Source organism: Streptomyces sp. CLCI03 (assembly GCF_053615355.1).
In genome coordinates, this window is the sequence record NZ_CM132132.1 from 3790502 (window position 1) to 3804654 (window position 14153).

Annotated in this window: 12 protein-coding genes and 1 pseudogene; 9 read left to right on the forward strand and 4 right to left on the reverse strand. The window is 69.7% G+C overall.

The genetic code is table 11. The annotated features are described in order from the left end of the window. Positions 1-86: 86 nt before the first annotated feature. Positions 87-1724 (forward strand): PE-PGRS family protein, encoded by a 1638-nt coding sequence (locus tag ACWG52_RS17385; protein ID WP_453128954.1) that lies wholly within the window; start codon positions 87-89, stop codon positions 1722-1724. Here ACWG52_RS17385 and ACWG52_RS17390 read toward each other — a convergent pair. Continuing rightward, positions 1654-2493 carry a PE-PGRS family protein gene (locus tag ACWG52_RS17390; protein WP_453128955.1) on the reverse strand — a complete coding sequence of 280 codons (840 nt, stop codon included), beginning with the start codon at positions 2491-2493 and terminating at the stop codon, positions 1654-1656. The genes ACWG52_RS17385 and ACWG52_RS17390 overlap by 71 nt on opposite strands. Positions 2494-2687: 194 nt before the next feature. On the opposite strand from ACWG52_RS17390, the gene ACWG52_RS17395 reads away from it, so the two are divergent. After that, the gene (locus tag ACWG52_RS17395; RefSeq protein WP_453128956.1) at positions 2688-4088 is read left to right on the forward strand and encodes a DNA-binding protein; all 1401 of its coding nucleotides are present in this window, start codon (positions 2688-2690) and stop codon (positions 4086-4088) included. Between the two features lie 33 nt (positions 4089-4121). Here ACWG52_RS17395 and ACWG52_RS17400 read toward each other — a convergent pair whose 3' ends face one another. The 3 genes from ACWG52_RS17400 to ACWG52_RS17410 form a co-directional block, all read right to left on the reverse strand. After that, a complete protein-coding gene (locus ACWG52_RS17400) occupies positions 4122-5636 on the reverse strand; it encodes a LacI family DNA-binding transcriptional regulator (RefSeq protein WP_453128957.1) in 1515 nt (504 codons plus the stop codon). Between the two features lie 29 nt (positions 5637-5665). Then, positions 5666-5995 (reverse strand): helix-turn-helix domain-containing protein, encoded by a 330-nt coding sequence (locus ACWG52_RS17405; RefSeq protein ID WP_453128958.1) that lies wholly within the window; start codon positions 5993-5995, stop codon positions 5666-5668. A 138-nt stretch (positions 5996-6133) separates the two neighbouring features. Then, a complete protein-coding gene (locus ACWG52_RS17410; RefSeq protein ID WP_030845685.1) occupies positions 6134-6385 on the reverse strand; it encodes a helix-turn-helix domain-containing protein in 252 nt (83 codons plus the stop codon). A gap of 587 nt (positions 6386-6972) precedes the next feature. Here ACWG52_RS17410 and ACWG52_RS17415 point away from each other — a divergent pair. The 7 genes and pseudogenes from ACWG52_RS17415 to ACWG52_RS17445 all read left to right on the forward strand — a co-directional run bounded on the left by ACWG52_RS17415 (position 6973) and on the right by ACWG52_RS17445 (position 14144). Further along, the gene (locus ACWG52_RS17415) at positions 6973-7812 is read left to right on the forward strand and encodes a winged helix-turn-helix domain-containing protein (protein WP_453128959.1); all 840 of its coding nucleotides are present in this window, start codon (positions 6973-6975) and stop codon (positions 7810-7812) included. 5 nt (positions 7813-7817) lie between these two features. Continuing rightward, positions 7818-8318: pseudogene (locus ACWG52_RS17420) on the forward strand (zinc finger domain-containing protein); the annotation flags it as partial. A 271-nt stretch (positions 8319-8589) separates the two neighbouring features. After that, positions 8590-9882 carry a hypothetical protein gene (locus ACWG52_RS17425; protein WP_453128960.1) on the forward strand — a complete coding sequence of 431 codons (1293 nt, stop codon included), beginning with the start codon at positions 8590-8592 and terminating at the stop codon, positions 9880-9882. A gap of 332 nt (positions 9883-10214) precedes the next feature. After that, on the forward strand, positions 10215-10775 hold the full coding sequence (locus tag ACWG52_RS17430; RefSeq protein WP_453128961.1) for a MobC family plasmid mobilization relaxosome protein: 561 nt from the start codon (positions 10215-10217) through the stop codon (positions 10773-10775). After that, positions 10772-12463 carry a relaxase/mobilization nuclease domain-containing protein gene (locus ACWG52_RS17435; protein ID WP_453128962.1) on the forward strand — a complete coding sequence of 564 codons (1692 nt, stop codon included), beginning with the start codon at positions 10772-10774 and terminating at the stop codon, positions 12461-12463. The genes ACWG52_RS17430 and ACWG52_RS17435 overlap by 4 nt, the downstream gene beginning before the upstream one ends. A gap of 268 nt (positions 12464-12731) precedes the next feature. After that, positions 12732-13064: a hypothetical protein gene (locus ACWG52_RS17440; RefSeq protein WP_453128963.1), complete on the forward strand. Its 333-nt coding sequence runs from the start codon at positions 12732-12734 to the stop codon at positions 13062-13064. Positions 13065-13631: 567 nt separating this feature from the next. Then, on the forward strand, positions 13632-14144 hold the full coding sequence (locus ACWG52_RS17445) for a hypothetical protein (RefSeq protein WP_453128964.1): 513 nt from the start codon (positions 13632-13634) through the stop codon (positions 14142-14144). Positions 14145-14153: the final 9 nt, after the last annotated feature.

Genomic DNA, 14153 nt, shown 5'->3' on the forward strand with positions numbered 1-14153 from the left:
ACGGGGAGCCGGGCCGCGCGCCCGCCCGCTTGGAAAGCTCACCGCATGGCTTGTGCCGGCCCGAGCCCCGACGGTACGACGATCACATGCACCGTTGGTCACCCCTCAACGATCGCCAGCTCGCCCTCCTGACCCGGATCGGGGAGGGCATCGAACCTGTCACGTCGGAGACCCCCGAACTCGCCCTCACAGCCCGAGCCCTGAAGGAACGGGGCCACATCGCCATGCCCAAGGAGGGCGGGAGATGGCAGGCAGAGATCACCGAGGTCGGGCGCTTCTACCTCCAGCACGGCCATCACCCCGACCGGCCTGACCCGGCACAACGGAAGACCCGCCCGGCGACGACGCCCAGACCCAAGAAGCTGGAATCCGACCCCGCCACCGAGCAGAAGGCCGCTGCCGAGCAGAAGCCCCCGGCACAACGCGTCGCTAGGACTCCACGGCCCTCTCCGGCCGACATCGGGCGGGCCCTGATCACCGAGGTACAACAGGCCGGCCGCTTCCTCCGAGTCCCCAACCCGGACGAGGCCACGCGGGCCCGCTACCGCAGGGCATTCGACGCGGCTCGCCAGTGTGCGCCGGCCGGGTACCACCTGAAGTACAGCGGGCGGACCAAGGGGGACTTCTTCCTGGGGCTGCTCCGGGTGACCGGCGAGGACGACACGGAGTGGAACCGGATCCGCCTGGCTCGCAGTCGTGTGATCACCGACGTGGACGACGTCCTCGCTGCCGTGACCGCGGACCACAGCGCCTTCGAGATCTCCGAGGGAGTCCTTCCTCGCGTGTTGTCCCTGCTCCGCCTCATCGCCGAGCAGGCCCTCCCCCTGCACGGGGAGATCGCGGTGTCCAAGAAGCGCAGGCAGGCGAGGCCACTGCTCACGATCCATGGCCGTATGTACGAGATCACCTTCAAGGAACGGCAGAAGCAGGTCCGGTACGTGCCGAAGCCGGCGGGCCGGCGCACGTACGACTGGCAGCGGGTCGTCCCGGCGCAACGGTTCGAGCCATCCGGCGAGCTGGAGATGGCCCTCGCCCAGCAACAGGGCTACCAGTACGGCTGGAAGAAGGAGTGGGCCGACACCGAGAAGAAGCCGCTTGAGGACCAGATCGGTTCGGTACTCCGGGCGCTGAGAACCCGGGCCGATGAGCAGGAACGGGCCCGGCTGGAGCAGGAGGCCGAACAGCGTCGGCTCCGGGACGAGCGGGAACGGCAGCAAGCCGAGAACCGCCGACTGGAAGCCGAGAGGCAAGAGCGCGCCCAACGGGAGTGGGAGGCCGCGGTCGGCGCGGCTTCAATCAAGGCGGTGGACGCGGCTCGGGCCGAACACTTCGGCACCGCGATGGAACAGTGGCGAGCCGCAGGAGATATCCGGACCTTCTGCACGGCGCTGGATGAGGCCGCCGCCCAGACGGAGGACCCCGTCGAGGCCGAGCGGCTCCGGGAGTGGTCGGCGTGGGGGAGGGCGGAGGCCGACCGCCTGGACCCCACCCTGAACGGGAAGGGGCTCGGCGTCCGGAACTTCCACGCCGAGCCCACGGGGGACGAGCTGCGGCCGTTCCTCGACGGCTGGCACCCGCACCGCCCGGAGAAGGTGAAGCCACCGGTGGAGCCCACACCGCCCAAGCCGGAACCTGAGCGGTGGCGCGACGGCTTCAACGACGTACGTCGGGACCAAGGCTGGAGATATGGACCCCAAGGCCGCGCTCAATGGTGGAGGCGATGACGCCGTGTCCACGGTCACGGAGCGCCTTCACCGCCTGCTCGACCAGTTCGCCGAGTCGCAGCACCTCGGCGCGTAGGGCGACGAGCTCGTCGTAGCGCTCGGCCTTCTCCTCCCCGCACCACTCCCGGACCGTGCGCAGGGCGGCCGCCTCCGCGTCCAGCTTGCGGTCGTCCCGGCGGTGGTACGACTGCCAGGAGGGCCGGGCGCGCTCCTCATCCACGGCCTGCTGACGGCGGTCCACCTCCGGCAGGACCTCCTCGGCCAGCTGCTTGGCCACCTGCCGTGCGATCCGCTCGGCGACTGGCCAGCCGACCAGACAAAGGCCGTTGCGGTCCTCATGGATCATGGTGTCACCGCGAAGCTCGGCGGGGTCCATGCCGACCAGCGGCGCCGTCTCGTCGATGTGGCCGAGCTCCAGCACACCCGCGTCCGCTACCGCCTTGCGTAGACGCAGCCGCCCCTTGGGGCGGACGAAGCCCAGGATCATCCGCGCCGCCTCGAACTCGGCGCTCCCCCGCACCTCCCGCGACGCCTCGGTCAGGGCGAGCTCCGCTGTGTCGTCCGCACGGAAGGCGTCGACATCAGCCCAGAGCGCGACCAGACAGCCGGCGCTGACCCACTCCTGCAGTCCGGCCTCATCGCCGTCCAGAAACCGCACGTGGATGCCTGACCTACCGGAGGCGCCCACCCGGACGATCTCCAACTGGCGCAGAGCGCCGCCCAACTCCTTCGGCTTGGACCGATAGGCCCAGCGCTCCCCGATCTCCATGCCTCCATTGAGCCAGGCCGACGGCACCGCCGGGTGCCCATCAACGAGATCTCGCCGGGGAACCGACGTCGGAATCGCCTCCGAGGCCGTCCGTGATCTACCGCAAAGCAAGTGCCCCGTGTCACCACCCGCACGTAGGCTCGGGACGGTCGGCGTGGGAGCGCCTGGCTGACGGACTGGGGCAGGGGGACAGCGTGGATCATCTCTTCACCGTCGAAGGGGCCTCGGCCGCGCCCGTCGCACCGACCGCCCTCGCAGCGGAGGGGCTCCTCGAACGACAGCACCTCCAGGAGTGGGTGATCGCGCATCCTCAGGTCCTCGGAGAGTCGGTGCTGGTCATCACCGCCGAGTTCGACCGGTGGGCCGACACGGACGGGGTGCCGGCGCGGGACCGACTGGACGTCCTGGGCCTGGATGCCACGGGTCGCCTCGTGGTGGTCGAGCTGAAGCGAGGAACGGCCGACCGGGACGTACACCTCCAGGCGATCACCTACGCCGCCCTGGTGTCCCGCTTCGACCTCGACACCCTGGCCCAGGCGCACCGCGACTTCCTGAAGGGCAGGGGCGAGAGCGTCGAACTCGACGAGTGCCGACAGCGCCTCTTGAACCACGTGGACGGAGACTGGAGTCCGGAACTGCTCCAGCGCCCCCGACAGGTGATCATCGCGGCCGGCTTCCCCAAGCAGGTCACCCACACCGTCGTGTGGCTGTCGGAGATGAACCTCGACATCGACCTCATCGAGGTCGGCCTCTGGAAGGTCAAGGGACAGCTCGTCGCCGGATTCACCAAGGTCTATCCGACCCCGGAGGTCGAGGAGTTCACGCTCGCTCCGGCTCGGATAGAGGCCAAGGCCGCAGCCCAGAAGCTGGAGGAACGCTCACGCGCCCGCAACGCGGTGCATGTCCTCGTCGACGCCGGTCTGCTGCCGGACGGAGCTCGGCTGCGGCTGGTACCGAGGCATGGCGCGCCGGAATCCATCCGCGAGGACATCCGGGCCTGGGTGGGTGAGGACGGCAGACGCGCGAGCGTCACATGGAGCAACAACACCACCGAGCCACTGACCTGGGAAGCCGACGGCAAGCCCTACACGCCGACCGGGCTGGCCAACCACATCTTCACCACCGTGACCGGTCGCAAGGCCGACGGGATACAGGGAACCACCTGGTGGGACGTCGATGCCAACCCCGTTCCAAACACCGTCGACCCCGACGAGTGGGCAGCGCTGGCAGGCAGCCACCTCGCGGACCTGGCCAAGCAGCTCAGCGGTACCCGCAAGGACTGGTCGAGCCTGCACGCCCTTCTGGAAGCCATCCCGTCCGGGCGATGGACGACCTACGGAGACGTGGCGACTGTGATCAACAGCCATGCCGTCCCGGTCGGCACTCACCTGGCGACCTGCGGCAAGTGCCCCAACGCCTGGCGGGTGCTCACGACGTCGGGGGCCGTCAGCTCCGGCTTCCAGTGGCCCAACCCGGCGCGCGCAGAGACTCCCGCAGATGTCCTCGGCACCGAGGGCATCCACTTCGAGGCGGGCGCCGCCTCTCGGGAAGCACGCCTGCCGCTGGACGACCTCCGGCGTCTCCTTCGCAACTGACGTGCTGCCGGGCGCAGCACGCGCCCCGTCCGGCTACCGTACGGCCGATCGAGCTCGCAGAAGCGTGTCGAGTGCACGCACCGGGGACCTCGGGGTCATCGACAGGCGGGTATCGAGCGCTGTCTCCCACTGCTGGGTGAGGCCCGTGAGCAGGCGCTGGCGCATGCCCGAGGTCACGTGGGCGTAGCGCGCGGAGACCGAGCCGTCGATGTGGCCCATGCGCTCGTCCATGAGGACCTTCTCCGTGCCGAGGTCCTCCATGAGCGTGCGGTGGGAATGGCGTAGGCCGTGCGGTGTGAGGCCCCTGGCGATGGCCGTCCAGCAGGCGTCGGCGCGACCCTGGGCGTTGCGACCCCGGACCGGTATGCCCGGGAACGGGTCACCAAGGAGCGGAACGGGACGGGGCTCCTGCGGCGCCTTCTTCGGGTACCAGCCCGTCGTCGCCGGGTGGAAGAGCCAGGTGGCGAAGCCGTTGCGGCGCCAGTGGGCGGCGTGTTCCGAGGGCGCACCGCCGCGTACGAAGCCCAGCTCGGCGATGGCGAGTTCGACGCGGGTACGGGTGGCCTCGCGCACGCGGTCGGGGTGGTTCAGGACGTTGGACACCGTGCCCGTGGAGACGCCGGCGCGACGGGCTACGTCGACCAGCTTCGCGCCCTGGTGGCCTCCGATGCGGGCGGTGCCCTGGCCTTGGAATACGTACGTCCTGCCATGGCACGGGCACGGCTTGGGCTTGGTACGGGCGACGTGGTCGGCCACGAGGGCCGAGAGCCAGTCGGGGGCGTCGATGGTGCGGTAGCTGTCGTCCTTGGGCGGGCAGCGGACCATCACCCCCGAGTCGAGCTCGTACAGCTGCCACTCGACACGGACCGAGCCCCTACGGGCGAACTCGGTCTCCAGGCCGACGATTTCGCCCCAGCGCATGCCGGTGTACGCCTTGAGGATCACCGCGACGAACTCGTCGTCCCGGCCGGAGAGCAGGGCGGCCCGCTCGGCGATCAGGAGGGCGCCGAGCGCGTCCGTGACGACCTTCTCCGGGCCGCGGTCGGCGGAGCGGCCAGCCCGCTTGCCCCTCCCTCGGCGCTTGGCGGCGGGGTTCGCGTCGATGAGTCCCTCGTCCACGGCGTCGGCGAGGATGAGGTGGAGCGTGGCCCGCCAGGTCTTGACGCTGGAGGCGGCGTAGGAGGCGCGTTCTTTCTTCTCCCACAGCGCGACGTCGGTGCGGAGGATGCCGGCGAGGGCCTTGTCCTCGAAGTCGGGGAGCAGGTGCTCCTCGATGTGGCGCCGGTAGTTCTGCATCGTGGACGCGGCCAGGTCCTGGGCCTCGTACCAGCGGCTCGCGTATTCGCCGAACGTCTCCTGGCCCAGTGACGGGTCGCGTATGTCGCCACGGCGGAAGCCAATCTCGGCCTCGTCGGCAGCCCGCTTGGCCTCTCGCTTGGTGGCGAACTTGATGATCACTCCGGTCGAGTCGACGACCGTGTTGTGCTTTCCGGGCGCCGTCTTGTAACGGCCGCGCCAGTAGTTGCTGCGCTTCTCCGCGAAGCCCACTGTTCCCTCCCCTCTTGGTTCGTTGTCAGCTACGCGGTGGCGTCGAAGTCGTCCTGGCGTGCGCGGCGGGGTCGACGGGCACGGAGGCGGGCGGATGGGGCAGCCGTGCGCGACGGCACCGTACGGACGGAGGGTGCGACTGGTTCGGGTGCGATCGCCGGCCGCACTTCGTACAGGCGGATGATCTCCGCAAGGTGTTCAGCGGTGAAGCGGTACGAACGTCCGACCCGGGTGCACGGGATGCGTCCCCGGCTGGCCCGGTCCTTGACCCACCAGGCGGAACAGCCGAGGGCATCGGCTATCTCCTCGGGGCGGAACAGACGGGGGAGGGCGGAAGAGTCGGAACAGGCTGCAGCCATGGGCGATTGACGCAAGAAGGATCCTCATCAGGTACGGCGGAGTAGGTCGAGGGTTCGACCACGGTTCTGGGGTGGGCAGATGGCCTGTGCGGAGTGGTCGGCGGCGACACTGGCACGCCGCAGGCCGGGCTCGTGCGGCTACACGGCGGGCTGGAGCAGCACGAGCGGGGAGACGCCGAGGGCGGCGGCGATCGCGACGAGGTCATCGACGTCGCAGCGGCGGCGTCGGCGTTCGATGCGGGAAATCGTCGTGACGGTCATGGGGTGGCCCAGCGCGGTGGCACGGGCTGCCAGCTGACGCTGGGCGACACCACGCGCGGTGCGGGCTCGCTCGATGGCACGGGCGACTCGATTCCCGGCCGGACCGATTTCCAGAGGTGTTGGGGGCATGCATATTTTGTAACTTGGGATCCCCGGTTTGGGTAACCGGGGATCTGCTGCTACATTCCGCCGCTTTGTTGTCAGGTTCCCTACCCTGCCGCCGAAAAATTGCGAAACATAGCAGCGGATCCCCGGTTGACCAAATAATGGCCCGTCAGGTCCGTCGACCGGAGGACCGGCCGCAGTTCGCACCCTTCCAACCTGCGCAGATAGAGCACCTGGAGGTAGCGGCGGGGAGCAGCACGGTCATTGCCGAAGCGTTGCGACTTGCCCTATTCGTCCCGCCAATTCTTCGAGCTATTTGGTCAACCGGGGATTCGGGTTTACCGTTTTTACACACCCACAGGGACATGTTCGCCGTGAGCTGTTTGCTTTCTCGGTGGAATGCTGGACTTGCGCGAACCAATGTGGCTGTCTTGTCCATGCGCCCCGAACGCTGACCCCGGGGGACACGGCAAGCCCCGGCTCTCCAAGGCCGGGCAGCGAAGCTGCCAGCACCGCACGCCGGCAGGCCGCAACCGTCACACCCCGCCCTCCCCCTCCCCCACCAGAAACGGGCTGCCCCCTGCCCGCCCTTACCAAGGAGCCGCCACCCGATGAGTCACGACGCCCGCGCATGGGTGTGGGACCACAGCCGCAGCAAGGGCACCGCCCGCATGATCCTCGTGCTGATCGCCGACCGATGCGTCGATGGCCGCTGCATCGCGTACGCCTCGGTCTCCGCCCTCATGAAGCGGGCCAACGCGTCCCGCAGCGCCGTGCGGGACGCCCTCGACAAGCTGATCGCCAGCGGCGAGCTGGCGTGGATCGAGGATCGCAAGGGCCCTCGCGGCGAGAGGTACTACCACCTCCCCGACGCGGCTCGGTTCCTCGCCGAGCAGGCCACAGCGAGGGACCGGGATCCGGCCCCCACCGGGCCGGGATCCAACCCGTCGAAGCCACTTGCAGAGGGGCCGGAAACCGGCCCCGGGGACCAGAATCCAACCCCTGGGGGGACCGGATTCCAGCCCGGCCGGGGGCCGGAATCCGACCCCCAGAACAGTAGAGAACTAAAGATGAACGGTAGTAAGAGCAGCAGCTCCCCGCTCATCCCCGCCGCCCAGTGGCACATCGACGACGCCACCGAGACGTGGCTGCGGCAACAAGGCCACCTCGACCGGCTCGGCGAGCAAGCCCTGCGAGCGGCTGACGAGAAGTGGCGCAACTACCGGGCGGCCTGGGGACCGCGCAACGCCGCTGCCTGGTCCGCCGACTGGCGTGAGTGGATCACCCGCGAACACACTCCCGCTCCTGGCCGCCCGCACCTGCGCTCCCTGCCAGGCGGCGCCTCGTCCGGTCCTGCGACCGGAAGGACCCGCGCCGAACAGCACACCAGCGCCCTGCTCGACGCCCTCACCGAGCTCGAAGCCCACGACACCCCTACCGGAACGGAATAACTACCCTGGACCTCCGAGAGATCGCCCTCCTGCTCGCCTACGTCGGACGCCTCGACACCCGCACCGCCCACACGGATAGCGGCACTGCCCGTGACGAGATCGCCCAGTGGCACGAGATCCTGGCCGACGTTCCCTTCACCGCCCAAGGCTGGGACGTCCGCGAAGCGGTAACGGCACACACCCGCACCTCCGGATTTCGGATCCTGCCGGTGGACATCGCCCGCCAGTGGGACGCCTACCGCCGCGACCGCCTGGCACGGCACACCGATCCCCTCCCGGTCGCCGACCCGGACGACGTGACCGCCTACCTATCTGAGCTGCGCGGAAACCGGCGCGCCGTCGCGGTCGGCGAGACAGCACCGTCCACCCTCCACGAACTCACCGCCGGCCCGCACCCCGACGTCGAGGCCCGCCTGCGCTCCGTCGGATCCGTAATCCCTCCAGCGGTACGCGCCCAGCTCGCGCCCTACCGGTCCGGTCGTGCGGGCCGCGAAGCCGTCACCGCCACGCCTCCCACCCGGCAGTCGGCCCCGCCACGCCCGACCACCGGCGTGGCGGGCGGCATCGGCACTCCCCCTTCGGGTCCCGCTCGCTCCACCAGACGCTGAGCCGCCCCCACTCGTGCCGGTCCGGCCTCTGGGTCGGCCACCCACCGTGCTCCTGGTCTCGTCGCGACGGCCTCGCCCGCCTCCGGCGCAGCCTCCCCGCCTCATCGCCATCACCACACCGCCCGCCCGCGCCCCTGCATGGCGCGGGCGGGTCTCCGGAGACCCCTGCATGACACCACTCGCCCTGCCCGCACTCGGGCACTGGAACGCCACGTCCCTCACTCTCATCGCCCTCGCACTGACCTGCTCCGCGCTGCTGATCAAGCGGCTGGCGCAGCAGCGCACACGTCGAAACGGCGGCATCCGCAAGCCTGCGTCGCCCGCCGTCACCATCGCCGCGCTGGCCGCGGTCGGCTGCACCGCGTACAGCGCCGACACCAGCTGGCGGTTCGCCGCCGACTACCTGGACATGAGCGGCACGGCCGAACGCGCCGCCATGTTCGCCGCCGCGGAGTTCGCCCTGTTCGCCACGGCGCTGCTGGCACGGCAGAACCTCCACGGCCCCAAGCAGGCACCCGGCTTGCCGGGCACCCTGACCTGGGTGATCACCACCGTGCAGGTGATCCCCGCGTACGCCGAGTCCGGCCTGGTCGGCGGCACCGTGCGAGCCTTCGTGGGCCCGGTCCTCGCCGCACTGCTCTGGCACCAGGCCATGGGCATCGAGCTACGCCTCCACAAGCCGGAAGCCTCCTCCCACAGCATCCTCGCCCGGACCGGCCGCGAGATACGTGAACGCCTGCTCTCCCGCCTGGGCATCGCCGAACGCGATCGCGACGCGGCACAGATCACCCGCGACCGCGCCACCCGAAAGGCCGTCGCCCTGGCCGCACGCCTCGCCGAGCGCACCCCCAAGCAGCGCAGCGGGTGGCGCAGCCGGCGCATCGCACGGCGGTTGTCACGGGCCGTCGCCCAAGCCGCGGTAGGCATCGACGATCGCCAGCTCCGCGACCTGCTCCAGCAGCTCGCGGCCCGGCGCCACGCAGTAGCGCTGGCGACCATCGAGCTGCCTTCGCCCTGGACCGAGTCCAGCCCTGACCGGAACGTCGCACCCTCCTGCGAGCCGAGGAGTTCACCCAGCCGATCGGGCATCGACAACAGCACGGAAGAAGAGGAAGCCAGGGAACACCCCGATCCCGACGCTCACCCCGAAGGCTCGCCGCCTACATCCGTGCAGCCCCACCTGCCCCTGCACGAAACGAGCCCTGCCCCCGACGGCGTGGAGCCGCCCACTGAGAAGGTCGGTCCTACGACGCAACGCTACGGTCGCCCTCCCGGCGCCGAAATGGACGAACTGCTCGTCATCGGCCGCCAGGCTATAGCAGTGCACGGAAAGCCCACCCGAGCCGTCTTGCGGGACGCCGTGCACGCTGCCGAGCTCCCCATCGCCGAGCACCGGCTCACCGAGCTCAGGGCACTGCTGCTCACGGAACAGGACAGCGGTACCAGCACTCCCAGCGACTGACCGGATCTCCGGTCAGCCACGAAACACCGGAACGGGGACTACGGATCAGCGGCTCCAGCTGGTCCGTAGTCGTTCTACTTGCCCGACCGCGCGAGCAGTGGCCCGGCCCGCCTTCCCTCCTCCCGAACGCCGCGAGGCAAGGCCGCCACCAAACTGCTCGCCCACCTCACCTAATCCACCTCCACACAAGGAGCCCTTCCATCCACGATCAGCCCGCCATAGCCACCCACCACGCACAGCAGCAATCAGCCCCCACCCCAGCCACCGACCGGGGAGCCAGTAGTACCCCGAGTCCGACTCAAGGCCGGTCTTCGGGGATCTCCGCCCCGGGGGTGGCGGAGACGGCCCGGCGCCAGGGGGCGCCGGACCGTGAGGTCGGGTCCGAGGGCGGCCCCGACCAGGACACGCTCCACGCCGTCCAGCGCGAGATCCTCCACGCCGAACGCAACGCCGAGCCCGCCGCCGGCGAGCCGACGGTCAAGAGCGTCCAGCCCACGATCCGCCGCTTCACAGGCAACAAGCGCGGCGACCGCGTCGGCCCGCTGCGCTTCACCGACGACGAACGCCCCCGCCTCCAGGAGGCCGCCGCCGAGCACGGCTACAAGGGCGAATCCGGCTTCGCCGCCGACATCGTCCTGGCCTTCATCAATGGGCGGTTCACCGCCAACCTGCCCCTGTCCGAGGACCGGCGCCGCACGCACGTCTTCCGCGCCCAGGTCTTGCGCCAGTGCAACCGCATCGGCGTCAACATCAACCAGATCGCCCGCGCCCTCAACAGCGACCTCACCCCGCCCGACATACGCCAGCGCCTCGACGAACTCCACGACCTGCTCACCCTGATCGCCGAGACCCTGCGCGAACCCGCCAACCCGCAGGAGGTCCGACAGCCGTGATCGCAGCCATCAAGCCCTCCGGCGCCAACACCCGCGGACTGCTCGCCTACCTCTACGGCCCCGGCCGACATGACGAGCACACCGACCCCCACATCGTGGCCGGCTTCGCCATGCCCGACCCCGGCCGCGACGAGAACGCCACCCTCACCCAGCTCGCCCGCTACCTCGACGAACCCGTCCGGCTCCGCAACAGCGAGTTCGGCAAGAAGATCACCGACCACGTCTGGCACTGCCCCGTCCGCGCAGCCCCCGAAGACCGCCACCTCTCCGACGCCGAGTGGGGCGAGATCGCCCAGCGCATCGTCGCCGCGTCCGGCATCGCCCCCGAAGGCGACGACCTGGCCTGCCGCTGGATCGCCGTACGCCACGCCGACGACCACATCCACATCCTCGCCACCACCGTCCGCGAGGATGGCCGCCGACCCAAGCTCCACGACAGCGGCATACGCGTCGGCGACGCATGCCGGCAGATCGAGAAGGACTACGGCCTGCGCCGCCTGAAGAAGGGCGACCGCACCGGCACCCGCGCCCCCACCCAGGCCGAGATGCACAAGGCCCAGCGTCTCGGCTGGGAGCAGACGAGCCGCGAATGGCTCCAGGACCGCATCCGCGCCGCCATCCCCCACGCCCGCACGGCCGAGGAGCTCCTCGCCTACCTCGAAGCCGACGGCATCGCGGTCAAGGCCCGGCGCGGCCCCTCCGGAGACCTCCTCGGCTACTCCGCGGGCCGCCCCGGCGACCTCAACAAGGACGGCGAACAGATCTTCCACCCCGGCGGGAAGATCGCCCCCGACCTCACCCTCCCCAAACTCCGCGACCGCCTCGAAGCCGGCCAGCCCGAGGAACACCCCACCGCCCGCCGCAACCAGCCCGCCACCGCCTGGCACCAGGCCACCGAAGCCCTCGACACCTTCCGCACAGACCTCACCGACGACACCCACGCCCAGGCACACATCACCGCCCTCGGCGAACTCCTCGAAGCCGCCGCACAGAAAGCCCCCACCCACCTCCGCGCCGAACTCCAGTCCGCATCGCAGGCATTCGCACGCGCCCAGCGCTCCCAGATCCGGGCAGAAGACCGCGCCGCCCACGCCATCCGCAACGCGGCCCGCGACATCGTCCACACCGCCACCGGCCCCGACGGCAGCGCCCTCGCCGCCCTCATCGCAGCCCTCCTGTGGGCCGGGATCATCGCCGGCCGCTGGCATGAGGCCAAGGGTCACGCCCACCAGGCCGACGCCGCCCGCCAAGCCCTCCACCACCTACAGGCAGCCGCTGGTCAAGCCCTCACACCCACGCTCGTCGTACTCGAACAGCGTCAGCCGAGGGAGGAAACCCGGCGCGCCCTCGCCCACGACGTACGCGCCGCTGTCCCCGACCAGGCCGACCGGATCCTCACCGACCCCAGCTGGCCCGCCCTCGCCGCCCTCCTGTCCGACGCCGAAGCCGGTGGCCACCAGCCACACCAGCTCCTAAAGGAGGCCGCAGCCCAGCGCGAACTAGGCACAGCCCGCCAACCGGCCCGCGTCCTGATCACCCGCCTCCAGCACACCAGCCGCAACCCCAGCCCCAACCCCCGCGCCGAAGCCGCCCGCCGACGCACAACGGCATCGTGGACCGGCCAGCCGGGACACGGCACGCAGCCGCCCACCGCGCCCGCGACCCCGCCGAACCGCCCACGACGCTGACCTTCAAGGCGCCGCACTCGGCGCCCCACGCTGTGCCAGATGGGCCCTCCCAAGGGGCAGCTCGACCGGCCAACTTGTGCACCGTTACCCGGGCGAAAGCGGAGAGGACGTACCCGCGCGAACCTCTCGTGCTCGCAGATGGGGCCGACACATATAGCCGACGAACCCCGGTCAGCCAAACCGGGGATTCTCCAGACCATGGATACACCTACCCACCCCTTCCTTAGGGAGCGCCTTCATGCCCGCAGTCACCCCTCGCCCTCACGTCATGGCCCTGCTGTTCGACGCAGACTTCAAGCGCCCAGCGGATTCCCTCGTCTTCCGTCGCCTCGACGGACGCCTCTTCACCGAGGAGGAACAGGCCATCGTCCGTAACGCCACCGTCGAAGAACTCCAGGCCGCAGGTGTCCACGTCCACAACCCCGAAGCCCAAGTCGAGGCAGAGGAAGCCGCGACCACACTGGCAGAGCTCCTACTCAAGTACGCCGTCAAGCACCACGGAACCCTCGCCGCCCTCATGACCGACGAAGACCTCGTCGAGTACGACCGATTGGGCGTCATCGTCGCTGCGGGAGCCGACAGGTTCCTCCCGCACGACTGAGCACAAGGGCAGGACGCCCATATAGGGCCTCGACCGGCGGCTGGGAGAGCCTCCCAGCCGCCGTCCGCACTGCTCGGTGCAACCCGAGCATGTTGCGATATCGGCGCCTGCGCCCCGGGCATCTCCTCGCGACCGCACCTGTCCGACAAGCGCACTGTGCCTCCGGTGTTCCACCCGCCGAGATCCAGCGGTAGCCGCGGTGCGAAAGAGAGATTCGGGAAGGACGACGGAGGAGTCGTCCTGCTGCTGGCACTGTTCGAGGAGTGCGGCCGATGGGCAGGCTAGAGCCGTTGAGGGTGGCGACGAGCTAGCCGTCAACCCTCGGTACCTACGGTCTCCCGCGAGCCAGCAACACCAACACCGCCGATAGCCAAGGTCGCAGCCGTAGGGGCGGCTTCACAGTGCGCCCCGGCGGTTCGCGGAGGCACAGCCAATCAGAGCGAGGAACGGATCGGCTTTGACCGAACCCCACTAGTTGGCCGACCAACGTGCGCAAGTGTTGTCATTAGGCGAAAGGGAACAGGCTCTTCCCCTGCTGCCCCATCCTCCGCGGTTACGGTGCCGCCCATGCGCGAGGTCGAATACAAGAGCCACGGCGTCCCACTCGAGGACTACCAGCTCACGCGACGTGACCACCAATGGCAGAAGGATCTGGAGGGGATCTGCGACCTTGCCAGTCGACGCGTCGATGAACACATGGCCGAGGTGCGAGCGAACCCCGAAATGGCGGAGCGCCAGCGAGAGCACCTGGAGGAGGTCTGCAGGCTGATGACGTCCTTCAAGACACCGAAATACATGATCATGCGGTGGCGGGTTCGGCTCTACTGCGGGCACATCGCCGAGACCTCGCGTCACAGCGAGAAGGCCGAACCCAGCCGCAAGATTCGCTGCCCGGAATGCGGGAAGAATCCCTCGACGATCGTGGCCTTCGAGCCTCTAGGACTCGCCGGCGAACCACCCACCCCATCGAAGGCAGAGCTACCTGGGCCGACAAGACGCACTCGGGCTGATCTAGAACACCGCGTGGCTGCGCTGGAGAAGGAGAATCAACTCCTGCGGACGGAACGAGGTAAGGGCTGAGAGGCCTCC

Coding starts and splice junctions, on each gene's coding strand:
- ACWG52_RS17415 (WP_453128959.1), top strand. CDS start 6,973: ATGAGTCACGACGCCCGCGCATGGGTGTGGGACCACAGCCGCAGCAAG.
- ACWG52_RS17440 (WP_453128963.1), top strand. CDS start 12,732: ATGGCCCTGCTGTTCGACGCAGACTTCAAGCGCCCAGCGGATTCCCTC.
- ACWG52_RS17390 (WP_453128955.1), bottom strand. CDS start 2,493: ATGGAGATCGGGGAGCGCTGGGCCTATCGGTCCAAGCCGAAGGAGTTG.
- ACWG52_RS17410 (WP_030845685.1), bottom strand. CDS start 6,385: ATGCCCCCAACACCTCTGGAAATCGGTCCGGCCGGGAATCGAGTCGCC.
- ACWG52_RS17405 (WP_453128958.1), bottom strand. CDS start 5,995: ATGGCTGCAGCCTGTTCCGACTCTTCCGCCCTCCCCCGTCTGTTCCGC.
- ACWG52_RS17425 (WP_453128960.1), top strand. CDS start 8,590: ATGACACCACTCGCCCTGCCCGCACTCGGGCACTGGAACGCCACGTCC.
- ACWG52_RS17385 (WP_453128954.1), top strand. CDS start 87: ATGCACCGTTGGTCACCCCTCAACGATCGCCAGCTCGCCCTCCTGACC.
- ACWG52_RS17445 (WP_453128964.1), top strand. CDS start 13,632: ATGCGCGAGGTCGAATACAAGAGCCACGGCGTCCCACTCGAGGACTAC.